This is a genomic window from Novosphingobium sp. AAP83, assembly GCF_001295795.1.
GTDB lineage: Bacteria > Pseudomonadota > Alphaproteobacteria > Sphingomonadales > Sphingomonadaceae > Novosphingobium.
Map to the genome: position 1 here is coordinate 146,974 of NZ_LJHY01000022.1, position 24,631 is coordinate 171,604.

The following is a 24,631-nucleotide window of genomic DNA, read 5'->3' on the forward strand; positions in this document are numbered from 1 at the left end:
ATGCGCTATCTTCCCCTGACCGACGCTGACCGGAGCGCTATGCTCGCGGTTATCGGCGCGGGCTCAATCGACGAATTGTTCGCCGATGTGCCCGAACAGGCGCGGCTGACTGCGCCAATTGCCGGATTGCCCAATCATGCCAGTGAAATGACCGTAGAGCGCCATATGGCGCGGCTATCGGCGAACAATGTCGCTGCGGGTTCAGTGCCGTTCTTCCTTGGCGCGGGCGCGTATCGCCATCACATTCCCGCAACGGTCGATCACATGATCCAGCGCGGCGAATTCCTGACGGCTTACACTCCGTATCAGCCGGAAATCGCGCAAGGCACGTTGCAGGTGCTGTTTGAATTCCAAACGCAAGTGGCGCGATTGTTCGGTACCGATATTGCTAACGCCTCGCTCTACGATGGTTCGACAGCGTGCTGGGAAGCGATTGCGATGGCAGGGCGCATCACGCGCCGCAACAAGGCCGTGCTTTCGGGCGGTCTCCACCCGCATTATGTTGAAACATCGCGCACGATGGCGAAGTTTACAGGCGACGTGCTTGACATCAGCAATCCGGAACTGGTTGCTGATCCCGATGATGATGCTGTGATCGCCAAGATTGATGGCGAAACGTCCTGCGTGGTGGTGCAATATCCTGATGTTCTAGGCCGTATTCCCGATCTGGCTGCTATTGCTGCGGCGGCGCAGGCCAAGGGTGCACTGCTGATTGCCGTGGTCACCGAACCGGTCGCGCTTGGTCTGCTTGAAAGTCCTGGCAGCCTTGGCGCGGATATCGTGGTAGGCGAAGGGCAGGCGATTGGCGTCGGCCTTCAGTTCGGCGGACCCTACCTTGGTCTGTTCGGTTGCCGCGAGAAGTTCGTGCGGCAAATTCCCGGACGCCTCTGCGGCGAAACGATTGATGCCGATGGCAAGCGCGGCTTCGTGCTGACGTTGTCCACCCGCGAACAGCATATTCGGCGTGAGAAGGCGACGAGCAACATTTGCACAAACTCCGGCCTATGTGCGCTGGCGTTCTCGGTCCACATGACGCTGCTTGGCGGGGCAGGGCTGGCCAATATGGCCAAGCTGAGCCACCTTCGCGCCAAGCAAACGGCAGAGCGTCTTGGCAAGGTGCCCGGTGTTGCCGTTGTGAACCGCCATTACTTCAACGAATTCGCAGTGACCCTGCCCAAGGATGCGCGGCAAGTGGTGCGTAATCTGGCGGACGCTCAAGTGCTTGGCGGTGTGTCGCTCGGGCGGCTTTATCCGCAAGTGGATACGCTGTCGGGCGGTCTGCTTATCGCTGCGACCGAATGCACGACCGAGGACGATATTGCGGCGCTGGCGACAGCGCTTGAGGAGGTGCTGGCATGAACGAGATCAACCCATCGGGCTGGCGTCCTGCTTTGGGCGCAGGCTCGGTACCGCGCGAGATCGAGACTTTTACGGGTAACCGCGCGTTGCAACTTGAGGAAGCGCTGCTGTTTGAAATCGGCGCGGCGGATCGTTCGGGCGTGGACTTTGATGACGTGCCGGACTTTGATCTTTCGGCACTTGGCCCCAATGCCCGCAAGGCTGCGCCTGACCTGCCGGGCCTGTCAGAGCCCGAAACGGTGCGGCACTACACGCGGCTTTCGCGCCAGAACTATGCGATTGATCTTGGCGTGTTTCCGCTGGGTTCCTGCACAATGAAACACAATCCGCGCCTCGATGAAAAGGTCGCGCGGATGCCGGGCTTTGCCGATGTTCATCCGTTGCAGCCGGTGCAGACCGTGCAAGGCGCGCTCTCGGCGATCAACGAATTGGCGGTCTGGCTCGTCAAGCTGACAGGCATGCATGGCGTGGCGATGACGCCCAAGGCGGGTGCGCATGGCGAATTGTGCGGGCTACTGTGCATTCGTGCTGCGCTTGAAGCTAAGGGCGATCCGCGCGAGGTAATCCTCGTGCCCGAGAGTGCGCACGGCACAAATCCGGCGACGGCGGCCTTCGCGGGCTATCGCGTGGAAAACATCCCTGCGACTGCTGATGGCCGCGTTGATGTGGCAGCACTCACCGCGCGGCTTGGGCCGGACGTGGCGGGGGTGATGATTACGAACCCTAACACCTGTGGTCTGTTCGAGCGTGATTTGAAGGTGATCGCCGATGCGGTCCATGCCGTTGGTGGATATGTCTATTGCGATGGTGCGAACTTCAACGCCATCGTTGGGCGCGTGCGTCCGGGCGATCTGGGCGTTGATGCGATGCACATCAATTTGCACAAGACGTTCTCCACGCCGCACGGTGGCGGTGGTCCGGGTTCGGGGCCGGTGGTCCTGTCCGAAGCGCTTGCGCCGTTCGGGCCATTGCCATTCACTTCACGCCAAGCCGATGGCTCGATCAAGCTGATCGAGGAGGAAGACGCGCATCTTGAGCACCCGCAGGCGTTCGGGCGGTTGTGCGCATTCCACGGCCAGATGGGGATGTATACACGCGCGCTTGCCTATATCCTCAGCCACGGGGCTGATGGCTTACGGCAAGTGTCGGGCGATGCTGTGCTGAACGCGAATTATGTTCTGCGCAGTCTTGACGATGTGCTTGATGCGCCGTTTGGTCCGGCAGGGCATTGCATGCACGAAGCGCTCTTTAGCGATGATGGCTTTGCCGATGGTTTCTCGACGCTCGATCTGGCTAAGGGCCTGATTGACGAGGGCTATCATCCGATGACCGTCTATTTCCCGCTGGTCGTGCACGGAGCGATGTTGATCGAGCCGACCGAAACCGAGAGCAAGGCCGGGCTGGACCAGTTCATCGGCGCTATGCGTTCGCTAGCCGAGCGGGCCGTTGCGGGTGACGAAATGCTCAAGAGCGCCCCGCATCTGGCACCACGCAGGCGGCTTGATGAAACTCTGGCAGCGCGCAAACCCAAGCTGGTTTACAAGGACGCTTGATACAATTCGGGCCGTCGTGGAAATGCCACGGCGGCCCGTTTTGGCTTAGTTGATGGCGTCTTCAGTGGTTTTTGAGACGGACTTGAGGTCATCGCCGGCACCCTTGACGGTGTTGCAGGCAGTTGCTCCCAGCAGCAGGCCGCCCAGCATCGTGGCCATTATAAGTTTGCGGATCATGGATTTCGCCTTTCGAAAAACGGGATGTGCAAGGCTGCGCATCATGAGTTCTACAAAGGTCTGAACGTCGGAGCGTACCGACGGTTCCGCTAAGACGCGATTGCTGCCGAGCGCGCTTTGCCAAGAACCCGCTCCCGCCATATAATCAGTAGACTTGCGCCGATGATTATCGGTGCGCCTAGCCAGGTTGTGGCGGGTGGTAACTGGTCGAAAATTAGCCAGCCCCAAGCGGTTGCCCACGCGAGCTGGATGTAATCCACTACGATTACGCTTGATACCGCGCCGTAGCGCAGCGAAGCCGTCAATGCGAGTTGGGCAAACAAGCCGGTGATTCCTATCCCTGCCAGCATCAGCCACTCTGTCAGATCATGCTGTACACCGCGCTGCAACAAGAACAGGCCGAGGAAGGGCGTGCATAGGGCGGAAAAGTAGAAGACCACAGTAATCGGCTCGTCGGTCTTGCCAAGATCGCGCAGTTGCACAGTGACCAAAGATACCATGAAGGCAGCGCCAATGCCGACTGCAAGGCCGAAAAGCGGTATGTGGTTGCTGTCTGGCCCGGCGATGATCAGCACACCCAGAAGCCCGGCGCCCACCGCAGACCAGCGCCACAAGCCGACCTTTTCCTTTAGCATCAGGACAGACAGCAGGACTGCAAACATGGGTGTCGTGAAGGCAAGAATGGTCGCCTCAGCCAAAGGTAGTAAGCGCACTACACCGAGCGTCAGAAACATTCCGCTACCGCCCAAGGCGGCGCGGCGTGCGTGAACCCAGGGGCGCTGGGTTTTAAGCCGGTGAATTTGCCCGCGCACAGCCAACCAGCCAAAAATTGCTATGGCCGGTATGAACTGCCGCCAGAACAGGGTTTCAGGCAGGGCAACGCCTCGCAAGCCCGTGAGCTTGACCAGCAAAAACATAACCGAAAAAATCAGTGTGGCAGCAAGACGCAGCGCGAGTGCGAACATAGGACGATCATGCATGGCCATCATTCAGGCCAATAGGCCAAGCCCTCTTGCGATCAAGTCCCTACTTGCCCATGTGCCGCGTTATGGAAGACTGGTTTGTGCACATCTGGCAGTATCACGCAGCTTTGGGGGCGATGGCCTTCGGCATTGCGCTTTGCGCCGTCCGGGGAGAGCGACGGCGTCTGCGCCGGACAAACCTCGACGCGGTTGGCTTTATGCCGTGGACAGTGATCTACCTGATAAGCTTCCTCGCCGCCATTATCCTGCTGGGACTGGCGGCGAGGGAGTGGTTTGCCGTTTAGAGGCAGGCTTCGAGATAGGCCTGATCGAAACCGAACTGACGAGCCTTCTCCAACGTATAGGGCCGCAGCCCGGATGGGCGGAATTCGCCGATGATCTTTCCATCTTCGGTTTCGTCAAGATATTCGAACTTGAAAAGCTCTTGCGTAACAATCACATCGCCTTCCATCCCGATCACTTCGGTGATGTTGGTGGTGCGGCGTGAACCATCACGCAGACGCTTGACCTGAACGATCAGGTCGACCGATTCCGCGATCTGGCGGCTTATCGCTTCTTTCGGGATCTTGATGTCACCCATCAGGATCATGTTTTCCATACGGCCAAGGCATTCGCGCGGAGAGTTGGCGTGAAGTGTACACATCGAGCCATCGTGGCCGGTGTTCATCGCCGCCAGCAGATCGAAGCATTCCGCGCCACGAATTTCGCCCAGGATGATGCGGTCAGGACGCATACGCAGAGCGTTCTTCACAAGATCGCCGATGGTAATCGCGCCTTGGCCTTCAAGGTTCGGCGGGCGGGTTTCCAAAGGCAGCCAGTGCGGCTGTTGCAGGCGAAGTTCGGCGGCGTCTTCGATGGTCAGCACGCGCTCGCCCGGATCGATCATCTTTGACAGGGCGTTGAGCATGGTCGTTTTGCCCGAGCCGGTACCGCCCGAGATAACGACATTCATCCGGCAGGCACCGGCGATCTTGAGCGCTGTAGCCATCTTGTCCGACATCGAGCCGAAATCACGCAACATATCGATCGTGATCGGCTTTTCGGAAAACTTACGAATGGAAATTGCGGTGCCACGCAGCGAAAGCGGCGGGACAATCACGTTGACGCGGCTGCCGTCTTTAAGGCGTGCGTCGGCCAGAGGCGTGGTCTGATCGACGCGGCGGCCAACCTGGTTGACGATGCGTTGGGCAATCTGGAACAAGTGGCTTTCATCGCGGAAACGGATCGGCGCGATTACCAGCTTGCCCTTCTTTTCGATATAAGTCTGCTCTGGCCCGTTGACCATGATATCGGTGATGTCCGGATCGTTGAGTAGTTCTTCCAGTGGACCAAAGCCCAGCAGTTCGTCGATCAGAACCTTTTCCAGCGCGAACTGTTCACGCCGGTTCAACGTGACCTTCAGTTCTGCCAGCACTTCCAGAATGATCGGCCGGAATTCTTCCGACAGCTCTTCCTTGGTCAGTGTTGCAGCAGCTTCAGGATCGACGCGTTCAAGCAGGCGCGGAAGCACCTGTTCCTTTATTTTGTGAACCGAGGCCTCAAAGCCCTCGGCCTGATAGTTGCCCTCGCTGACGCCATTGGCACGGTCCGCCAGACGGGTGAGGGCGTCCGCTTTCAGGGCTGCGCCGTTTACCGGTGTTTCCGAAGGATCGGGTGCTGGTAACGGAGGAAATTGATCACCGCCAATTGGCGGTGCGGGCTGGGCATGGGATGCGCCGCCGTCGCCACCTTGCATGGGCCGCGCAACACCAAAGGATTGGCGCACCCCTCCACTGGCAATGCCCGGAAGACCGTTCTTCCGCCCGAAAGCGCTCATCTAAATTACCCCGGTACGCTGTTAGGCAAGGCCAAACTGAGAGAGTTCCCCCAACCACCTATGCCGCTGATAGGCAGTAGTTACCTGCAAAACCTTCAGAGTTTCCTAACGTCGTTTGGTGACGGGGTGGAATGCACAGTGCTTTTCGCAAAAGGCCTTTGAAGTGGCATGGCGGCATGCAATTTGATTTGTAGCAGGGGCGGCCTCGGGAGTAGGGGGCGCAACCATGCAAAGGCACAGACTCAAGCAGTTTTTTCGGGAACCTGACATTGCGAGATAATCACAGATCTGCGCTTGCCTTCGCATTACTGGCGTTCGCTTTGCTTTCAGTCGGCGATGCGGTGGTCAAAAGTATGGCGGGGATGTGGCCCGGTACGGCAATTTCCGCGTTTCGCTATCTGCTTGGCGCTCTGGGACTTGGCACTGTGTTGTTGGCGCGTGAAGGGCGGGCGGGTTTTGCCTATCCCAAATTGCGCTGGCAGATTTTGCGCGGACTTAGCGTTTCTGTTTCTGCGGTTGCATTTTTCAGCGCAGTTCAACTTATGCCGATTGGCGAGGCCACTGCGATTTCCTTTACCAGTCCGATGATTACCGCACTCCTGGCGGCGGTGATGCTGAGGGAGCCTTTGCGGCGCGAGACATGGATCGCCAGCGGGATCGCGTTTGTGGGCGTGCTGATCATTCTCCGGCCGAATTTCGGGATTTTGGGCTGGGTGGCTTTGCTGCCTGTGCTATCGGCTACGGGCATGGCTTTTTTGATGATCGCGAACCGGAAAGTGGCAGGGACGGGCAGTGCTTTGGCCATGCAGTTCAATGTCGCTTCGATCGGCACAGTGTTTCTGCTGATGTCAACCTGCGCCGGACATTGGAGCGGCTTGCCGTTTTTTGCCGTGGAAGTTCCTTCCGCGATTGTTCTGGCAAAATGTGCGTTGATCGCGGTGACCGCGACGACTGCCCATGCGTGTTTGTTTATCGCAACAACCCGCGCGGACGCCGGCATGATTGCGCCGATGACCTATGTGCAATTGCTATTGGCAGGCGCGTTCGGTTGGGTGTTGTTTGGTGAACGACCCGATGCTTTGGCGGTCCTTGGTTCAGTTGTGATCGTGGGGGCCGGTCTCTATTTGTGGAAGAGCGGCAAGGCGCTGCCCGCGCCGACAGTTGTCGACTAAAGCCTTTTATGAAAACGCCGTTATTGCTCGCTTTTAAATCGATGCAATCGATTGTTGTTTTCCGATTGAGCTTGTGACATTATGCTTGCAAGGGTCAACAAAGCCCGGTGGGAGAGCCTGCGCATGAGTGTCCAACGTCCGCATCTTCCGCTGTCGCGGATTCTTGAGATGAACCTGGGATTCCTTGGGCTGCAATTCAGCTTTGGATTGCAGCAAGGCAACATGGGGCCGATCTACAGCTATCTCGGGGCAAATGAATCACAGTTGCCCATGTTGCAGCTTGCCGGACCGATTACCGGTCTGCTGGTACAGCCGATCATCGGCGCGTTAAGCGACCGAACAGACAGCAAGTGGGGGCGGCGGACACCTTATTTCCTGATCGGCGCGGTGCTGTGCACCCTTGGCCTTTTCTTCATGCCGCTCTCCAGCTCCATTCTGATGGCGATGTCGTTGCTGTGGATTTTGGATGCGGGCAACAACATTACGATGGAGCCATATCGCGCCTATGTTTCTGACCGGTTGAATCCGGACCAGCGGCAGGCGGGTTTCCTTTCGCAAAGCGCGTTTACGGGACTTGCGCAGATGCTGGCATTCCTGACGCCATCGTTACTCGTAGGCTTGGGCATGAGCCAGGATTGGGTAGACGATCACGGCATTCCCTTTACCGTGCGCGTGGTGTTCATGATCGGTGCGGTGCTGTCGCTTTCCACGATTGTATGGTCCGTGCTGCGCGTTCCGGAATTGCCGCTGACACTTGACGAACGCGCCCATATCGCAGTGCAGCCCAAAGGTGTTTTGGCAACCTTGCGCGAGATTGGCAGTGCGATTGTGGCGATGCCGGTGGCGATGCGCAAACTGGGCCTGATGAGCGTGTTCCAGTGGGCGGGCATGTCGGGCTACTGGACGTATGCGGTCTATTCGGTGAGCCGGACAGTCTATGGGACCAGTGATGTTCATAGCAGTGCCTTCCGCAGTGCCGTGCTGACCAACGGTGAAATCGCTGCGTTCTATAATGCGATTGCCTTTGTTACGGCGTTTTCAATGGTCCCGCTGGCCAGACGCATGGGTCCGGGGCCGCTTCACGCCCTGTGCCTGTTTGCAGGTGGTATAGGCATGTTTGCACTGCCCAATATCACCGACAAGGCGCTGCTGTTTCTGCCGGCAATCGGCATTGGTGTGGCGTGGGGAAGCATCATGGGCAACCCTTACGCGATCCTGAGCAACGCCATCCCGCCACAGCGTACAGGCGTTTACATGGGCATCTTCAATATGATGATAGTGATCCCGATGCTGCTGTTTGCCATCGTCATGAGCCGTCTGGACCTAGGCTTTGTGGCGCTTGGGTTTGACGCCTACAAACAAGTCCTTGGCGGCGATCCCCGCAACATGCTGATGTTCAGTGGTGTTTGTCTGGTCCTTGCCAGTTTCTCGGTTCTGTGGGTGCGCGAGGGCCGCGTTGGCGTAGTGCCAGTGGAGCCAGCCACAGCATAACTGTTGCGCTCGGCGCCTGATCTTCCGGTTTATAGTTTGAAAGTTCTCGATGTCTGATTTTTCTGTGCAAGCGCAATCGATTGCTGCAATGGCAATATGCCGCTGGGCACCCACACATTTTGCGGAACTGCCCAACATTCCATTGATTCGCGCGGCAGATGTGGTGCGGATTTTTCCCGATCTCGATCTTTGGGATTGCTGGCCACTGGCGCATGAGGATGGGCGCACGGTTGTTCACCAAGACAGGCAATGGTGGTTCTTCCTGAGCGCGCCGGTCTTTCCTGATCCGGTTGACCGTCACGCCCAGGCGCGTATCCGGCTGCTGTCGTTAGGCGATGATGGCTGGCGTGATCACGGCAATGCTTTTCCCGATGGATTGACGCCGGGAAGCCGCGAATGGGCGGGCTCAGCGATCTTGATGGATGATGGCCAGACGGTGCAGCATTTCATCACTGCCGCTGGCCGCCGTGATGAAACGGCACTGACCTTCGAACAACGCTTGTTTGTCTGTGAAGGGACTTTGGGTCTTCAAGGTCCGGGCGATTGGCAAAGCCCGCGCGAGATTTTTGTGGCCGATGGTGTGCGATATCTGCTGGATCGGCAGAACACGGGCAAGCCCGGGCAAATCAAAGGCTTCCGCGATCCGGCGTGGCTGCGCGATCCGGCGACGGGCAAGGCGCACATCCTGTTTACCGGGACTGCGTCATGGTCTGACCACACACACAATGGCAACATCGGCATAGCCATGCTGGTGGATGGGACATGGGTGCTCGGCGATCCTGTGGTTGAGGCTGTAGGCGTCAACAATGAATTGGAGCGGCCTCATGTCGTGGTGCGAGACGGGCGCTACTATCTGTTCTGGTCAACACAGCGGCAGGTCTTTGCGCCTGAAGCTGTAGCCGGGCCTAACGGTCTATATGGCGTAGTAGCCGGTGCGATGACCGGGCCGTGGCGTCCAATCAACGGTTCAGGGCTGGTTGTGGCAAACCCGGATTCAGAGCCGACGCAGAGCTATAGCTGGTGGGTTACCGGCGAGGGCGAAGTCTGGAGCTTCGTCGATTACTTCGCCATGGGCGGGCGCACAACGGAAGAGCATCCCGAATTGCTGCGCAGCAACTTTGGCGGAACGCCTGCGCCACGTTTCAATTTACGGTTTGACGGGGACCGCGTTACTATTGCGTAAATTAGGCGCTTTCGCGCACGATCAACTCAGGCATCATTACCTTGGATGGAGCATCTTCACCCGCCATACGGCGGTGCAGGTTATCAACCATAGCGCGCGCACCGGCAGCGATATCCTGCCGGACGGTGGTCAACTGCGGAACCATCCGTTCCGCAAGCGGTAGATCATCAAAGCCGGTCACTGCGATTTGATCAGGCACCGACCGGCCCCGTTCGTGCAACATGCGGATTGTGGTCATGGCGATGGTATCAGACGCGCATACGATGCCGTCTATCGTGGCGCCAAGGTCGTCAAGGTGCGTGGCGATCTGGCTCGCCATTTCGTCGCTTGCAAGATGCGTCGGAAAGGCTCGCATGGGTAGGCTGTGCGCATTGGCTACGGCTTGTGCGCCAGCCAGACGCTCGGCGATTTCCGGGCCATTGGTATCGCCAAAGAACGCCAGATTTTTGGCCCCGCGCGCAACCAGTCGTTCGGCTGCCAAACGTCCCCCCGCGATGTTGTCGACACCAACCGTGCATTGCATCTGGCCTTCGCGATGGCTACCCCAGACGACCAGCGGGCGATACTGCTCTGCCACGCGTTCGATCACATCGGTCTGGTTCGATTGGCCGATGACCAGCGCCCCGTCGAGCATCCCTGAATCAACGATGCGATCAAGCCATTCATCATCGCCGGGGATGACGCGCGAAAGCATCAGGTCATGGCCGCTTTCGGTCAATTCATCGGCAAGATAGCCGAACAGAGTCATGAAAAACGGGTCCGAGATATGCTGTCGACGTTCGTGGCCGAGAGGGATAACGACCCCAATCACTCCGGTTTTCTGGGTCCGCAGGCGGCGCGCCATCTGGTTTGGTCGGAAGCCGTGCTCGCGTGCCAGAGCCTGGATGCGTTCGCGCGTTTCTTTGTTGACCAGTTCTTTCCCGGCAAGGGCACGCGACACAGTGCCTGCTGAAACACCAGCCATGCGGGCCAGTTCAGCAATGTTCCGAATCTTCAAGCCATTTGGTCCAGTCGTCATGTTACGGATCGGGAAAGTGTCAGAGCATCCGGTATCAATGTCGCGCCGGTTGCTGATATATGCGCGGACATAAACGGTTTCCTCCCATTTATTGTTATACAATTGAAAAGTATAATAAATGTCAACTGCAATTACGGTTTATCAGCCGTTCAAGCTGCACTGTCACGCCTGTAAAGTGTTTTTACGATTCTGGACGCGGGATTGGCAAGTGGTCAAAGTCAGCATCTTGGCGAGTTTTTGACAAACAAATACCCCCGACATCGGCCATTGCGGGCCAATGCCGGGGGCAGATACTTCTCAGATATAAAACTTAGAAGGTGTAACGCACCGATGCCGAAATTGTGCGTCCGGTGATCGAACGGCCGATCGAGGTATCGTAAGCACCGTTACCATCGGTATCGAACAAACGGCTTTCGTCACCTTCGGTGAAGCCGGTCGTGTCGAACAGGTTGTTCGCGTTCACGGCAAGCGTCATCCGGTCAGTCACATCAAAGCTGACATAAGCGGTGACAACGTTGAACGCCGGCTGCACGAAGCGGTTTTCGAAATCGACGAATGTTTCCGACGTTCCGTTAACAGCGGCACCCAAGGTCAGACGGTCGATGAACGTGTACGAAGCACCGATGTTGTAGATCCAGTCAGCCTGACGGCGCGGGACCAGACCCGAACGTGCAGGAACCGAGAAGTCGGTGACGTTGCGCGCATTGGTCCAGGTGGCGTTGCCGAACAGGTTGAAGTTGCCCGAGCGCCAGTTGGCTTCCATTTCGACACCGTCGGATTTGACGATGTTGCCGGTTGCCTGATTGTTGGTGATCGAGAAGTTCCGCAGATTGGCTTCACCGTGGAAGTAGGTGAGGTAGAGTTCGAGACGGCCCGGGATCGAGTCCATCGTCTCACGCCACTTCAGGCCTGCTTCGAATTGCTTGGTGGTGTTGCGCAGCAGGCCGGGCTGGGTGATCTGGCCACCGGTGAAAGCACCAAACTGGCGATCAAAGTTCCAGGTCAGGCCCTTGCTGTAACGGGCAAAGAGCGCGAGATCATCGGTTGCACGATAGTTGGCACCGATCGAATAAGCCGTCCCGGAAAGCGCACCACCGATGTTGCCGCGTGTAGCGGGATCACTGATAGGCACGCCGCGCTCTGCCGGACCAATGGTGCCATCGCGATTGACGTCAACATTACGGGCCGAGTTGAACTGGGCAAATCCATCATAGCGCATGGTTTCACGACGGAGGCTGCCATCGAGGCTAAGATCGCCGAACGTGGCATTGAGGCCGCCATAGACGGCATCAACCTTGGCCGTCATGTCCCACAAGATGTTGCAGCATGCACCAAACGCGCCGTTGTAAGTGTAGACACCTGCTTCGGTTACGCCGGGTACATTAATGATCGCAGGATTGCCCTCGGTCGAGGTCAGCATGCGACCCCAGTGCCAACGCTGTTCGAAGTTCTGGCTCATCACGAAGTAGCCAGCGGTCGCGACGATTTCGCCGCCTTCCAGCGCGAACGACTTGGTTACGCGCAAGTCATTGGCGAAGTTGCCCATATCGTTCAGTTCGGTATCGAACAGTGCGATTTCGGTGATCAGATTGTTGCCGGTAAGGCCGGTGAGCGAGGCATTGGTGACGGCGCTTCCGGCGTTAGGACCGTTGAAGAATGTGGCCGATGCACCGCCGACACGGGCAAGCGTGTTTGTTGCTGTATCCACGGCATGTGTGAACGGTGCAATGAAGCGCCCACTGAAATCGGTATAGCGCAGCTTGTTGCTGATGGTCAGGCCTTCAGCGGCTTCGATTTCGAATTCTCCGCCAAAGGAACGGCCCTTGGTGTGGATGCCTTGGCGAAGATCGGTCGAGATCAGGTTGCCCGAACCATCAAGCACAGGAAAGCCGATCAGGTTGCCGCCGTGCAAGGTCTGGTTGGCAGCATCAAGGCCCGGAAGATTGTTGGTGAGCGAGCCGAGCACGCGGCCATAGTTGGCTGCGCCTGCGGCAACCGCTGCTACCGAACCCGGCACTTCGGTGATGCGCACAGGCTGCGGCATGAAGGTTGCGTCCTTCTTGTCGATCACTTGTGCGAACACGCGCAAGAAGCCTGATGTGAATTTCTTGGTTATGCTGGCGCGGAACTTGCCACCGTTCACGGCATTGAAGCCGGTATCGCGCACGTCACCACCGATCTGGTAGTGGCCTCCGACATGGAAATAGAGGTCTTCGGCAAGCGCCGAGCCATATTCCATGTCCACGCGGGAATCGTTGAAATCGATACCCTTGCTGAGTAGGATGCTTCCGCCTTCCTGTTCACCCGTGCGGCTGATCAAGTTGATGATCGCGCCGTTGCCGTTGGTGGTGAGGGTGGACGAACTGCCACCGCGTACGGATTCAATGCGGGCGAGCGTTGTATCGGTTTTGATGAAACCATCAGCCGGAGCAAAGTTGTGATCGCCAAAAAGCAACACGGGCAGCCCGTCTTCTTGCAGTGATACGAACTGTCCACCGCCGGTCAACATTGGCAGGCCGCGCACCGAGATGTTCGAGTTACCGCCACCGCCGGAAGATTCCGAACGGATGCCTGGAAGTTGGCGAAAGATTTCAGAAGTGCCGCGCGGTGATACTGCGGCAATGCTGTCAGCATTCAAGGCGCTAACCGAGATGCTAGTGTCCAGACGGTTGGTGGCCCGCGAAACGCCGGTAACGATGATTTCTTCAGATGCGGCGGCTTCAGTCGCCTGTTCGTCTGCGGCCTGCGCCCAAGCAGGGGCGGCCATTGCTGTCAGGCAGATTGCCGACACAGAGATAAGGCTATGGAATCGGGTCTTGGTCATGAATGTCTCTCCCTGCTGATTCTGCGTCGCCAATACGACTCTCGACGCGTCCAGTGTGACCTAGTTAGCGCATCTGCAATCGATTGCAATCAAAATTCAATCGATTGTTATGGCAATTTGCGTATGTTTTTCTGGTGTTGAGTGCTGACGGAAGGTCATTGATTTAGCTAGATTTAATTATGCGCCAGCCTCTTGGTCTTTGGCTAATATGCATTTATTTCAATCATTTAATAAATCAATCTCTGTGGCCGACCGAAACGCAGGCGATACAGGGCACAAGTTTGGTTCGTCGCGGTGTGGAATCTGCCTCACATCGTCCGCCGCCGGTGAGTTATTGACGATTCGCGGTTCCGGTTTGGTTGTCTTTCACCGCCATATTTCAACGATTGGTGGGCTTAAGGAGATGCGATCGCTTGGCAGCCCAATGCGATTGCGCCGGTTATGCCTGCATCGTCACCAAGGCCCGGTGTGACAACATAACTAACAAGGCCATCGTCGACGCGTGGGTGCTGCACATAGTGATTCAATTTACGCAAGGTTGCGGATCGCACTGCCTCAATCAGGCCGGGGGCTTTCATCACACCGCCGCCAAAGATCAACCGATCCGGCATATGCAGAAGGACCAATGTTGACGCCAGATGGGCAATGTAGCCCGCGATCAGCTGGATCGCTTGCGGATCATCCGCCAACTGGTCAAGGCTCCGGCCCCAGCGTTGTTCAATAGCAGGTCCGCTTGCGAGCCCCTCGATGCAATCACTATGATAGGGGCAGATGCCAGGAAAGGGATCGGTGTTGTGGTTGTGTGGTGGCAGGATATGCCCACTTTCGAAGTGCGAAATCCCCATCAATGAACGGCCGTCACGAATGATGCCGGTACCGACCCCAGTGCCGATAGTGGTATAGGCAACCGTGCGGCAGCCGCGTCCCGCGCCTGCCTGCCATTCACCGATAGCAGCGCCATTCACGTCGGTATCGACATTTATGGGTGCATTGAACTGCGCCAATGCATCGTGAAAGCGCGCGCCGGACCAACCCGGTTTGGGTGTGGTTGTGAAGGTCCCGTAGGCAGGAGAAGCGGGATCGATATCGATCGGTCCGAAGCTGGCAACGCCGAAGGCCGCAATTGGGCCATGGCGTTGTGATGCTTGCGTAAAAAAGGCGGCCATCGCAGGCCATGTCTCTACAGGCGTATTGGTGGGAAGGCGTGTGCGTTCAAGGATTTCGCCGTCGGGCGTGGCAAGTGCCAGCACGAACTTTGTGCCGCCAGCTTCGACAGCCCCTATCAGTCCCTGCATGGCCATGACTTTTCCTTTTTTGCTGCACTTTCACGCGGGGCACGTCGCAGAAACTCAGGCCGACTGCAATCGATGTGCATACGAATATAATTACGCTCACGCGGGCGAAGTCAGCACCCTTTGCTATCGCGCACAACATGTGTTGCTGGCAAGGCAAGGGACGATGCAGCCCTACTTTCCATCTTGTCGATGACACCAGCGCCAAACGTCCGGCGGGTTCATGTTGTTGCTCTATGGAAGTCGTATGCTTGATCGGGCTTGCTTGCAATTGCCTCGCACCGCGATACGCTAAGACATCAACATCACAATGTGCGTTGCAATTTCGTCGCGACTTCTTGCCCTCTGCAACATGCAAATGATCCCATGCCTTCTACGGAATTTATTCAATCATGACAGCGATAACCGAAGTGCCAGGGCAGCTTGATCCTTCTGCTGAATTGCCGTGGTGGCAAGGCGCCGCAATTTACCAGATTTACCCGCGCAGCTTTGGCGATTCCAACGGTGATGGCATTGGCGATTTGCCGGGAATTACCGCGCGGCTTGATCACGTCGCGCGACTTGGCGTGGATGCCATCTGGATATCGCCGTTCTTCAAATCGCCGATGAAAGATTTCGGCTATGACGTGGCCGACTATTGCGACGTCGATCCGATTTTCGGGACTTTGGCCGATTTTGATGCGCTGGTTCACCGCGCGCATGAATTTGGTATCAAGATTACCATTGATCAGGTCTTCGCACACACATCTGACGAGCATGATTGGTTTGTCGAAAGCCGCCAGAGCCGCGTCAATGCCAAGGCGGATTGGTATGTCTGGGCTGATCCCAAGCCCGATGGCTCACCGCCTTCAAACTGGCAATCGGTGTTCGGCGGCCCGGCATGGACGTGGGACGCGCGGCGGCGGCAGTACTATCTACACAACTTCCTTTCGAGCCAGCCCCAGATCAACGCACACAATCCCGCCGTGCAGGATGCGCTGCTGGCGGCGATGCGGTTCTGGCTGGATCGCGGGGTCGACGGGTTCCGTCTTGATGCCTTGAATTTCCTGATGCACGATCTGGACATGCGCGATAATCCGCCTGCGCCTGATGACGGGAGGCGCAAGACGCGGCCGTTCGATTTCCAGCTCAAGCTTTACAACCAGTCCCATCCCGACATCCTGAACTTTATCAAGCGTGTGCGTTCGGTGTGCGATGAATATGGCGCGATTTTCACCGTTGCCGAAGTGGGTGGCGACATCGCCGAAACCGAGATGAAAGCGTTTACGGCGGGGCAGGAGCACCTCAACAGCGCATATGGCTTCGATTTTCTCTATGCCGAAGCGCTGACACCGCAATTCGTGGCGCAAGCTGTGGCGAAATGGCCAGATGAACCAGGCCTTGGGTGGCCAAGCTGGGCTTTTGAAAACCACGATGCGCCGCGCGCGGTTTCACGCTGGTGCGCGCCGGAAAACCGCGAGGCCTTTGCCCGCGTCAAGGCAATGCTATTTGCATCGTTGCGGGGAAACATCATCGTCTATCAGGGCGAGGAATTGGGGCTGACCCAGGTCGATATTCCGTTTGAACAATTGCAGGACCCTGAAGCCATCGCGAATTGGCCGTTGACGTTATCACGCGATGGCGCACGTACGCCAATGCCTTGGCAGGCAGCAGAAGCCAAGGCGGGCTTTACGACTGGTGATCCATGGCTACCGCTGGGCGAAGAGAACATGTCGCGGGCGGTCGATCGGCAGGAAGCGGAGGCGGATTCACTATTGGACCTCACGGCGCAATTGCTGCGATTGCGGCGTTTTAATCCGGCACTGCGCATCGGTGATTTCACAGTGCTTTATGCTGATGATGAAGTGCTGGCGGTCAGGCGTACGGCGGAGCAACAGACTATCGTCGGCGTGTTTAATCTTTCAGCCGCGCCCGTTCCTTGGCCTGATGCGTTGGGGCTGGGTGGGCTTATCATGGCTTGCGTCAATCAGGCCAGCATTGGTGGTTTGCCGCCTTATGCAGGGCTATGGATCGAAGAATAGGCTATGCACGCAGCGCGCATAGCTATGCTGCATACTTATGCGTGCTGATCTGGGACCTTTATCTGTCTAGAGGCGGTGCTGCATGGGTCGGTGGCGCTGGCATTTGGACCGTTTGCTCTACGATGGGATTTCTCGCCAATGATCGAAAAAAGCTGTTCTGCGCTGCTGTTGTTCGGCGCAACGGGTGATCTATCGCGCCGCATGCTTTTGCCATCGCTTTATGCCTTGCATGAGGATGAGCTGATCGGCCCTGATCTGCGCATTGTAGGCACGGCGCGGTCCGAGCATGATGACGCAGAATTCCGGGAGTTTGCCCGCGCCGCGCTGGCAGAATTTCTGCCCGAAGACCGGCGCGATGATGCCAAGCTGGCCTCTTTCCTTGAACGGCTTGAATATCAGACGCTTGATGCCTCGAATGTCGATGGCTTTGGCGATCTTGCCGCTAAACTGGGCGATACATCCTGCGGGCTGTCGATCTTTCTTTCGACCGCTCCCTTCTTGTTCGAGCCGACAATCGAAGGGCTGCGGCGGGCCGGATTGACGCACGGCAATGTGCGTATCGGGCTGGAGAAGCCGCTGGGCAACAATCTGGCATCGTCAACACGGATCAATGATGCTGTCGCAGCGGCCTTTGCCGAGGAACAGATCTTCAGGATCGATCATTATCTTGGCAAGGAAACGGTCCAGAACCTGATGGCCTTGCGCTTTGCCAATATGATGTTTGAACCGCTGTGGAATTCCGGCGGCATCGATCATGTGCAAATCACGGTGAGCGAGACGGTTGGTCTTGAAGGCCGCAAGGGGTTTTACAACGATACCGGCGCGCTGCGTGATATGGTGCAAAACCACATGCTGCAATTGCTGGCGCTGACTGCGATGGAGCCGCCGGCCAGCCTTGATGCAACCTCGATCCGTGACGAGAAGGTCAAAGTCCTGCGCGCTCTGCGGCCCGTCAAAGCCGAAGAGATGGTGCGCGGGCAATACCGAACCGGGGCTGTAAAAGGCGCTGCAGTGACCGGCTATCAGGAGGATTTGGGCGAACAATCCGACACCGAAACCTTCGTGTCGATCAAGGCCCATGTCGATAACTGGCGCTGGACCGGCGTGCCGTTCTACTTGCGCACCGGCAAACGGTTGAGCGAACGCCGCAGCGAAATCGTGGTCGAATTCAAACCCGTGCCGCACAACCTGTTCGGGCAGCGTGGCGGCCGGTTGCCTGCCAACCGCCTTGTCATCCGTCTACAGCCAGAAGAATACGTGCGTTTGCAGGTCATGGCCAAAGAGCCGGGGCTGGACCGTGGGGGGATTACCCTGCGTGAGGTCAACCTTGACCTGTCGCTGACCACTGCCTTTGCCAAGGCCCGCCGCCGGATCGCTTATGAACGCCTGCTGCTCGATCTTATCGAAGGTGAGCAGACCTTGTTCGTGCGCCGCGATGAAGTGGAAGCGCAATGGCGCTGGGTCGATGGCATTCGCAAGGTTTGGGACGAAACCGGCCTTGAAGCAAAGCCTTATGCTGCCGGAAGTTGGGGGCCGAACGCTGCCATTGCCCTGACCGAACGGGATGGACGCAGTTGGAATGATTGATCCAACGCCTGCTTCGATAGCCTGGGCGCAGCCGGGCGATGCGGCAGCCGTGGCAGATCGCATCGCGCAAGTTATTACCGCACCGGGGCCGAAGCGTATTGCCTTTACCGGCGGGTCTACACCGATCAAGGTACTGACGCTGCTGAAAGACCGGCCGCTGGATTGGCCCAGTGTGACGATCGCCCTCACCGATGACCGGTGCGTTCCCGATGATCATCCCGCCAGCAACTTCGGCAAGATTGTCGCCGCGCTCGGTCACTCTGGCGCGGCGTTTGAACGGTTGCAGGAAGGCGCAACAGTCGCTCCGTTCGATCTGGTCTGGCTCGGCATGGGAGCGGACGGGCATGTAGCCTCGTTGTTTCCGCACATGCAGGCGCGGATCAGACCCGGTGCATCGGTGATTGCGACAACCCCGATTCCGCTACCGCCCGAAGCGCCGTTTGACCGGCTGACGTTGAATCAGGCAGCGCTAAAAGCAACCAAAGAGATCATTCTTGTGATTACCGGTGCAACAAAGAAGGCGCTGGTTGAACGTGTTCTTGCCGGTGACGATAGCTACCCCGTGGCTGAATTCCTGCGCGGATATGGTCCGCCTGTGACGATTTACTGGAGCGAATGATGCCGATGAACCCTACTGTCGCGCGCGTTACCCAGCGTATCATCGAACGCTCACGAACCACGCGCGCCGCCTATCTCGATCTGATCGAACGCTCACGCGATCAAGGCCTGAACCGACCGCAGCTTTCTTGCGGGAACTTGGCGCACGGATTTGCCGCGTCAGGGGATGATAAGGCACTGATCAAATCGGGCAAGGCGATGAACATCGGTATTGTCACCGCCTATAACGACATGCTTTCAGCGCATCAGCCTTATGGTCGCTACCCCGAACAGATCAAGATTTTCGCCCGCGAAGTTGGCGCAACCGCGCAAGTGGCAGGCGGCGTGCCTGCGATGTGTGACGGGGTGACGCAAGGGCAGGATTCAATGGAACTGTCGCTATTCAGCCGCGACGTGATCGCGATGGCAGCGGTGGTTGGCCTCAGCCATGCAATGTTCGAAGGCGCGCTGCTGCTGGGCATCTGCGACAAGATCGTGCCCGGCCTTCTGATCGGCTCGCTGCGATTTGGCCACTTGCCAACGATCCTCGTTCCGGCGGGTCCAATGCCGACCGGCCTTCCCAACAAGGAAAAAGTCCGCATCCGCCAGCTCTATGCCGAGGGCAAGGTTGGCCGCGAGGAATTGCTGGAAAGCGAGAGCGCCAGCTATCATTCGCCGGGAACGTGCACCTTCTATGGCACGGCCAATTCGAACCAGATGATGATGGAGATGATGGGGCTGCACATGCCCGGTTCCAGCTTCGTCCAGCCCGGCCAAAAGCTGCGGCAGGAATTGACGCGGGCTGCTGTGCACCGCGTTGCGCAAATTGGCTGGGACGGTGATGATTACCGCCCGCTGGGTCTGTGCGTCGATGAAAAGGCCATCGTCAATGCCATCGTCGGCCTGCTGGCAACCGGCGGTTCGACCAATCATGTGATTCACGTGCCCGCCATCGCGCGCGCTGCGGGCATCCAGATCGATTGGGACGATATGGACGATCTTTCGCGCGTCATCCCGCTGATCGCCAATGTCTATCCCAATGGTGCGGGCGATGTGAACGCGTTCGCGGCTGCTGGCGGTATGCCATATGTGATCCGTGAATTGATCGGAGCGGGGCTGGCCCATGCCGATATTCGCACGGTCTATGGCGCATCCCTTGCCGAAGGCGCGCAGGAACCGGTGATGGATGGTGATGCCTTGGCTTGGACGCCAGCGCCCGAAGTGTCTGGCGATGAAACCATGCTGCGCCCCGTAGCTGCACCGTTTCAGGCCGAAGGCGGGTTCCGCCTTCTCAAAGGCAATTTGGGACGCGGGACGATCAAGGTGAGCGCGGTCGATCCTTCCCGCTGGACAATTGAAGCGCCGTGCCGCGTTTTTACCGAACAGAACGATGTTCTGGCTGCGTTCAAGGCGGGCGAGCTGGAACGAGATGTCGTGGTGGTGGTGCGTTTTCAGGGGCCGGCTGCCAATGGGATGCCCGAACTGCACAAGCTGACGCCGCCGCTGGGCGTGTTGCAGGATCGCGGGTTCAAAGTGGCCTTGGTAACTGACGGGCGCATGTCTGGCGCGTCGGGGAAAGTTCCCGCTGCCATCCACGTCTCACCCGAAGCGGGGCATTGTGGCCCCTTGGCCAAGCTGCGCGATGGCGATGTGGTGCGGGTCTGTGCCAATACCGGCGTCTTGACCGCGCTGGTGCCCGACGAGGAATGGGCCGTGCGTGAAGAAGCCGTTGTATCGCATCAATCGCTCGGCGTAGGTCGCGAACTGTTCGCGCTAATGCGTCAGCACGCCGATCCTGCCGAGCGCGGCGGTTCGGCGATGTTGGCAGCAGCCGGGCTCTAATGATATTCGCGTAAATGCGCTTGAGGGGGATGGAATGCAGGTAGTTGCCGTCGATATAGGCGGAACCCATGCGCGGTTTGCGATTGCTGAAACCGGCGGCGGTCGCGTTGTTTCGCTGGGTGAGGCGGTAACGCTTAAAACCGCCGAACACGGCTCGTTACAACTTGCATGGGAGGAATTCGGGCGCATGGTGGGCGGTGCTTTGCCAAAAGCTGCCGCTATTGCTGTTGCGGGGCCAGTTGGCGGCGACATCATCAAGTTTACCAACAATCCATGGATCATCCGTCCGGCGCTCATTCCGGAAAAACTTGGCGCGCATGAATATGTCGTCGTAAACGATTTCGCGGCGGTAGCCCATGCGGTTGCGCAGGCTGATCCATCCCATTTTGTGCACTTGAGCGGCCCTGATGAGGCGCTTCCCGCTAGGGGTGTGATCAGTGTGGTTGGCCCCGGGACAGGGCTTGGTGTCGCACAGTTGTGGCGCGATGGATCGGACTACAAAGTGCAGCCGACTGAAGGCGGCCACATCGATTTTGCACCGCTTGATACAATCGAGGACGCGATTCTGGCACGCTTGCGCCAACGCCATCGCCGCGTATCGGTAGAGCGGGTGGTGGCAGGGCCGGGCATTGTCGATATCTACGAAGCGCTCGCCCAAATGGACGGCAGGCCGTTTACGCCGCGCACTGACCGCGAATTATGGGAATTGGGCACTGCTGGCAGCGATAGTCTGGCAGCGGCAGCGGTTGATCGGTTCTGCCTTTCACTGGGTAGCGTTGCAGGTGATCTGGCATTGGCACATGGCGCGACGGGCGTTGTTATGGCGGGCGGCTTGGGATTGCGGATTAGAGATACGCTGGTCCGGTCGGGCTTTGCGGATCGTTTTTGTGCCAAGGGCCGGTTCGAGGCCCTTATGGCTGCAATCCCGGTTAAGCTGATCACCCATCCGCAGCCCGGGCTTTTTGGCGCGGCGGCAGCCTTCGCGCAGGCCTATCCGCAATGATTGTGCGCTGATCAATTAAAGAGCTTGCCTAGACGCCCAACCAATTTTCGATGGAATCATCTGCGCGCGCAGGTATGGCGGTGTGCTATTGATTTTTAGCCAGTCGATTAAGGAAGAGGGTGTTCAGGATGGAATATGAAACCATTGCGATTGAGCGGATCGGCAATGTCCTCAAGATTACGCTTAACCGCCCGGAACGACTCAATGCTTGCCCGCCCAACATGGCTGTCGAAATTGCGACTGCGGTAAGCAGCCTGAATGGCGCGCGGGCGGTTCTCATCACTGGCGCAGGGCGTGCGTTTTGTTCGGGTGCTGATCTTGCGGCAAAAGGCGAACGCTCAATCTCGGGTGGTGAGGGTTCGCATAGCGCGTTGACCCTATCGTATAACCCGATGATGCAGGCGTTAACCCGCCTGCCTGTTCCGATTGTCACCGCTGTAAATGGCCCTGCCGCAGGGATTGGCTGTTCGATTGCGTTGACCGGCGACTTTGTCCTCGCTGGTCGCAACGCCTATTTCCTTCAGGCTTTCGTGAACATCGGCCTTGTCCCCGATGGTGGCTCTTCGTGGACGCTGACCCGGTTGGTTGGCAAGGCACGCGCAACCGAGATGATGATGCTGGGCGAAAAGATCGGTGCGGAAAAGGCCGAAAACTGGGGTCTGATCTACAAGGCGGTAGATGATGCTGCCTTGCAGGAGGAGGCGCTGGCGCTGGCCACGCGTCTGGCCAATGGCCCAACCGTTGCGCTGGGCGTCATGCGGCAAAACCTGCTCAAGGCGCTAGAGGCTGATTATGCCAGCGCCTTGCAGATCGAAGCTGAAGGACAGCGCATTGCTGGCGATAGTGCGGATGCTGCTGAAGGTGGGGCCGCGTTCCTTGAAAAGCGCAAGGCTGTGTTTACCGGCACCTGATGCATTGAATTCCGCTGATCTCGGTCATGCTGCCTGAGGCAGGCCGGGATCAGCGGTTTTGCATTAGGTGCGCGCGAGTTCCTCATCAAGGAATGCCGAGACGTCATTCAGATCGACGTCGCTTGCGAGAAATGTCTTCCCAATTCCGCGCATCAGCAAGAATGGCAAGGTGCCTGCATCCATCTTCTTGTCATGGAGCATGTGGTCGGCAAGGCGACGTCCGTCGCAATCGAGAGCCAGTCCAGCGAGGGATGCGGGCAGGCCGACAGTGCCGATATGCGTCGCGATACGTTCTGCGTCCTGACCTGCCATAAGACCTTGCCGCGCCGAGAAACGTGCGGCCAGGACCATGCCAAGGGCCACGCCCTCACCGTGCAAAAGGCGGTCGGAAAAGCCGGTTTCTGCTTCGAGCGCGTGGCCGAAAGTGTGCCCCAGATTGAGCAAGGCGCGCACGCCTGCGGTTTCCTTTTCGTCGGCGGCAACGATCCGCGCTTTGGCTGAAACGCTGTGGGCGATGGCATATTCGCGGGCAGTTTGATCGCCCGCCAGAAGATCTAAGCCATTCAATTCGCACCATTCGAAGAACGCTGGATCATCGATCAGGCCATACTTGACGACCTCGGCGTAGCCTGCCCTGACTTCGCGCAAGGGGAGGGTGTCGAGGGCTAGAGGGTCGGCGAGGACTAGGGCGGGTTGGTGGAATGCGCCGACTAAGTTCTTGCCAGCGCTTGTATTTATCGCCGTTTTGCCGCCTACGCTGGAATCGACCTGGGCGAGGAGGGTGGTGGGGATCTGGATGAAGCCGCAGCCGCGTTTTACGATGGAGGCGGCAAAGCCCGTCAGGTCGCCGATGACGCCGCCGCCGAGTGCTATGATCTTGTCTTTGCGTTCTATTTCCTGCTCGAGCAGCCAGTCGATCACGCGGGAAAGATGCTCCCAACTCTTGGTGCTTTCACCTGCTGGCAGGACCAGCCAATCGCTGTGAAGCCCCGCAGACGCAAACGAATCCGAGACAATTTGGCGCCATTTGGTGGCAACATTGTGGTCAGTGATGACCAATACGTTGTTTTTGCGCAGGAAAGGACGGCAGTATTCGCCCGCGCGCGCAAGCACGCCAGCTTCGATGCGGACGTCGTAGGGAGCGCCGGCGATGGCGACGGGAATTACAGCCATTGATCGATTGCCCTGAGAATGCGCGACGCCGTGATCTGGTGCGGCTGCGTGGTGCTGATGACGTGGATCGGTGCCTGGGAATAGAACGGTTGGCGTTCATCGCGCAGGCGGGTGAGGATTTCGTGCGGATCACCGGTTTTCAAAAGCGGGCGATTGTCTTTGCGGCCCACCCGTTCGACCAATGTGGCGATGTCGCTATCGAGCCAGACGGCGATGGCCTTTTCCAGCACCAACGCGCGGGTGGAGGCATCGACAAAAGCACCGCCGCCGGTGGACAGCACTTTGCGATCTGTATGCTGCCCATCCCCCACCAGCCTTGCGATCACGCGGCGTTCACCATCACGGAAATAGGGTTCGCCATAGGTTGCGAATATTTCGGGGATGGGCATCTGCGCGGCGCGCTCAATCTCTTCATCGGCATCGACGAAGGGCAAGTGGAGCATGGTAGCCAACTTGCGGCCGATGGTGGTTTTGCCAACGCCCATCATGCCCACAAGCACCAAAGGACGATCAATCCGCCGTGCGATGCGGCCGATTTCCGGGGAACTGAGGGGGACACTATCAAGTTGCATTGCCGCCCTGCCTATACTTGCGCTAGTGCGCGTGGCAAGTATCGCATGTCGAGCCGG

The 24,631-nt window shown here is 58.1% G+C and carries 20 protein-coding genes; 12 read left to right on the forward strand and 8 right to left on the reverse strand.

Annotation, left to right across the window (positions count from 1 at the left end):
• The gene (gene gcvPA, locus IP81_RS12380) at positions 1–1,359 is read left to right on the forward strand and encodes an aminomethyl-transferring glycine dehydrogenase subunit GcvPA (RefSeq protein WP_054108298.1); all 1,359 of its coding nucleotides are present in this window, start codon (positions 1–3) and stop codon (positions 1,357–1,359) included.
• Complete coding sequence (gene gcvPB, locus IP81_RS12385) at positions 1,356–2,912, forward strand: aminomethyl-transferring glycine dehydrogenase subunit GcvPB (RefSeq protein WP_054108299.1); 1,557 nt, start codon at positions 1,356–1,358, stop codon at positions 2,910–2,912. Before gcvPA ends, gcvPB begins: the two co-directional genes overlap by 4 nt.
• Positions 2,913–2,957: 45 nt before the next feature.
• On the opposite strand, the gene IP81_RS12390 is transcribed toward gcvPB, so the two are convergent.
• A complete protein-coding gene (locus IP81_RS12390; protein WP_054108300.1) occupies positions 2,958–3,089 on the reverse strand; it encodes a hypothetical protein in 132 nt (43 codons plus the stop codon).
• Between the two features lie 89 nt (positions 3,090–3,178).
• Positions 3,179–4,069, reverse strand: coding sequence for a DMT family transporter (locus IP81_RS12395; protein ID WP_231626568.1), 891 nt, complete (start codon positions 4,067–4,069; stop codon positions 3,179–3,181).
• A 68-nt stretch (positions 4,070–4,137) separates the two neighbouring features.
• Here IP81_RS12395 and IP81_RS12400 point away from each other — a divergent pair, with 68 nt between their 5' ends.
• Positions 4,138–4,356: a hypothetical protein gene (locus IP81_RS12400; protein WP_054108301.1), complete on the forward strand. Its 219-nt coding sequence runs from the start codon at positions 4,138–4,140 to the stop codon at positions 4,354–4,356.
• On the opposite strand, the gene IP81_RS12405 is transcribed toward IP81_RS12400, so the two are convergent.
• A complete protein-coding gene (locus IP81_RS12405) occupies positions 4,353–5,888 on the reverse strand; it encodes a CpaF family protein (protein ID WP_082356136.1) in 1,536 nt (511 codons plus the stop codon). The genes IP81_RS12400 and IP81_RS12405 overlap by 4 nt on opposite strands.
• Positions 5,889–6,157: 269 nt before the next feature.
• On the opposite strand from IP81_RS12405, the gene IP81_RS12410 reads away from it, so the two are divergent.
• The 3 genes from IP81_RS12410 (at position 6,158) to IP81_RS12420 (ending at position 9,734) form a co-directional block, all read left to right on the forward strand.
• Positions 6,158–7,060, forward strand: a complete 903-nt coding sequence (locus IP81_RS12410; RefSeq protein ID WP_054108302.1) for a DMT family transporter — start codon at positions 6,158–6,160, stop codon at positions 7,058–7,060.
• Positions 7,061–7,183: 123 nt separating this feature from the next.
• Positions 7,184–8,551, forward strand: a complete 1,368-nt coding sequence (locus tag IP81_RS12415) for an MFS transporter (protein WP_054108303.1) — start codon at positions 7,184–7,186, stop codon at positions 8,549–8,551.
• 49 nt (positions 8,552–8,600) lie between these two features.
• On the forward strand, positions 8,601–9,734 hold the full coding sequence (locus tag IP81_RS12420; protein ID WP_082356137.1) for a glycoside hydrolase family 68 protein: 1,134 nt from the start codon (positions 8,601–8,603) through the stop codon (positions 9,732–9,734).
• Position 9,735: 1 nt separating this feature from the next.
• On the opposite strand, the gene IP81_RS12425 is transcribed toward IP81_RS12420, so the two are convergent.
• The 3 genes from IP81_RS12425 to IP81_RS12435 all read right to left on the reverse strand — a co-directional run bounded on the left by IP81_RS12425 (position 9,736) and on the right by IP81_RS12435 (position 14,877).
• On the reverse strand, positions 9,736–10,752 hold the full coding sequence (locus IP81_RS12425; RefSeq protein ID WP_054108545.1) for a LacI family DNA-binding transcriptional regulator: 1,017 nt from the start codon (positions 10,750–10,752) through the stop codon (positions 9,736–9,738).
• 310 nt (positions 10,753–11,062) lie between these two features.
• A complete protein-coding gene (locus IP81_RS12430; RefSeq protein WP_054108304.1) occupies positions 11,063–13,576 on the reverse strand; it encodes a TonB-dependent receptor domain-containing protein in 2,514 nt (837 codons plus the stop codon).
• Positions 13,577–13,971: 395 nt separating this feature from the next.
• On the reverse strand, positions 13,972–14,877 hold the full coding sequence (locus IP81_RS12435; protein ID WP_231626574.1) for an ROK family protein: 906 nt from the start codon (positions 14,875–14,877) through the stop codon (positions 13,972–13,974).
• Between the two features lie 383 nt (positions 14,878–15,260).
• Between IP81_RS12435 and IP81_RS12440 the strand changes: the two genes are divergently transcribed.
• The 6 genes from IP81_RS12440 (at position 15,261) to IP81_RS12465 (ending at position 22,829) form a co-directional block, all read left to right on the forward strand.
• A complete protein-coding gene (locus tag IP81_RS12440; RefSeq protein ID WP_054108305.1) occupies positions 15,261–16,889 on the forward strand; it encodes an alpha-glucosidase in 1,629 nt (542 codons plus the stop codon).
• A gap of 138 nt (positions 16,890–17,027) precedes the next feature.
• Positions 17,028–18,476: a glucose-6-phosphate dehydrogenase gene (gene zwf / locus IP81_RS12445; RefSeq protein WP_054108306.1), complete on the forward strand. Its 1,449-nt coding sequence runs from the start codon at positions 17,028–17,030 to the stop codon at positions 18,474–18,476.
• On the forward strand, positions 18,469–19,095 hold the full coding sequence (locus IP81_RS12450) for a 6-phosphogluconolactonase (RefSeq protein WP_054108307.1): 627 nt from the start codon (positions 18,469–18,471) through the stop codon (positions 19,093–19,095). Before zwf ends, IP81_RS12450 begins: the two co-directional genes overlap by 8 nt.
• Positions 19,095–20,915, forward strand: a complete 1,821-nt coding sequence (gene edd, locus IP81_RS12455) for a phosphogluconate dehydratase (RefSeq protein WP_369800741.1) — start codon at positions 19,095–19,097, stop codon at positions 20,913–20,915. Before IP81_RS12450 ends, edd begins: the two co-directional genes overlap by 1 nt.
• 34 nt (positions 20,916–20,949) lie before the next feature.
• Positions 20,950–21,918: a glucokinase gene (locus IP81_RS12460; RefSeq protein ID WP_054108309.1), complete on the forward strand. Its 969-nt coding sequence runs from the start codon at positions 20,950–20,952 to the stop codon at positions 21,916–21,918.
• 128 nt (positions 21,919–22,046) lie between these two features.
• Entirely contained in the window at positions 22,047–22,829 is a 783-nt protein-coding gene (locus IP81_RS12465) for an enoyl-CoA hydratase-related protein (protein ID WP_054108310.1), read from the forward strand.
• Between the two features lie 63 nt (positions 22,830–22,892).
• Here IP81_RS12465 and aroB read toward each other — a convergent pair whose 3' ends face one another.
• Complete coding sequence (aroB, locus tag IP81_RS12470) at positions 22,893–24,002, reverse strand: 3-dehydroquinate synthase (protein WP_054108311.1); 1,110 nt, start codon at positions 24,000–24,002, stop codon at positions 22,893–22,895.
• Positions 23,993–24,574 (reverse strand): shikimate kinase, encoded by a 582-nt coding sequence (locus IP81_RS12475; RefSeq protein WP_054108312.1) that lies wholly within the window; start codon positions 24,572–24,574, stop codon positions 23,993–23,995. The genes aroB and IP81_RS12475 overlap by 10 nt, the downstream gene beginning before the upstream one ends.
• Positions 24,575–24,631 lie beyond the last annotated feature (57 nt).

Excerpts from the sequence above, each read along its gene's own strand:
- gcvPA (WP_054108298.1), top strand. The coding sequence starts at position 1 with ATGCGCTATCTTCCCCTGACCGACGCTGACCGGAGCGCTATGCTCGCG.
- gcvPB (WP_054108299.1), top strand. The coding sequence starts at position 1,356 with ATGAACGAGATCAACCCATCGGGCTGGCGTCCTGCTTTGGGCGCAGGC.
- IP81_RS12390 (WP_054108300.1), bottom strand. The coding sequence starts at position 3,089 with ATGATCCGCAAACTTATAATGGCCACGATGCTGGGCGGCCTGCTGCTG.
- IP81_RS12395 (WP_231626568.1), bottom strand. The coding sequence starts at position 4,069 with ATGCATGATCGTCCTATGTTCGCACTCGCGCTGCGTCTTGCTGCCACA.
- IP81_RS12400 (WP_054108301.1), top strand. The coding sequence starts at position 4,138 with ATGGAAGACTGGTTTGTGCACATCTGGCAGTATCACGCAGCTTTGGGG.
- IP81_RS12405 (WP_082356136.1), bottom strand. The coding sequence starts at position 5,888 with ATGAGCGCTTTCGGGCGGAAGAACGGTCTTCCGGGCATTGCCAGTGGA.
- IP81_RS12415 (WP_054108303.1), top strand. The coding sequence starts at position 7,184 with ATGAGTGTCCAACGTCCGCATCTTCCGCTGTCGCGGATTCTTGAGATG.
- IP81_RS12420 (WP_082356137.1), top strand. The coding sequence starts at position 8,601 with ATGTCTGATTTTTCTGTGCAAGCGCAATCGATTGCTGCAATGGCAATA.
- IP81_RS12425 (WP_054108545.1), bottom strand. The coding sequence starts at position 10,752 with ATGACGACTGGACCAAATGGCTTGAAGATTCGGAACATTGCTGAACTG.
- IP81_RS12430 (WP_054108304.1), bottom strand. The coding sequence starts at position 13,576 with ATGACCAAGACCCGATTCCATAGCCTTATCTCTGTGTCGGCAATCTGC.
- IP81_RS12435 (WP_231626574.1), bottom strand. The coding sequence starts at position 14,877 with ATGGCCATGCAGGGACTGATAGGGGCTGTCGAAGCTGGCGGCACAAAG.
- IP81_RS12440 (WP_054108305.1), top strand. The coding sequence starts at position 15,261 with ATGACAGCGATAACCGAAGTGCCAGGGCAGCTTGATCCTTCTGCTGAA.
- zwf (WP_054108306.1), top strand. The coding sequence starts at position 17,028 with ATGATCGAAAAAAGCTGTTCTGCGCTGCTGTTGTTCGGCGCAACGGGT.
- IP81_RS12450 (WP_054108307.1), top strand. The coding sequence starts at position 18,469 with ATGATTGATCCAACGCCTGCTTCGATAGCCTGGGCGCAGCCGGGCGAT.
- edd (WP_369800741.1), top strand. The coding sequence starts at position 19,095 with ATGCCGATGAACCCTACTGTCGCGCGCGTTACCCAGCGTATCATCGAA.
- IP81_RS12460 (WP_054108309.1), top strand. The coding sequence starts at position 20,950 with ATGCAGGTAGTTGCCGTCGATATAGGCGGAACCCATGCGCGGTTTGCG.
- IP81_RS12465 (WP_054108310.1), top strand. The coding sequence starts at position 22,047 with ATGGAATATGAAACCATTGCGATTGAGCGGATCGGCAATGTCCTCAAG.
- aroB (WP_054108311.1), bottom strand. The coding sequence starts at position 24,002 with ATGGCTGTAATTCCCGTCGCCATCGCCGGCGCTCCCTACGACGTCCGC.
- IP81_RS12475 (WP_054108312.1), bottom strand. The coding sequence starts at position 24,574 with ATGCAACTTGATAGTGTCCCCCTCAGTTCCCCGGAAATCGGCCGCATC.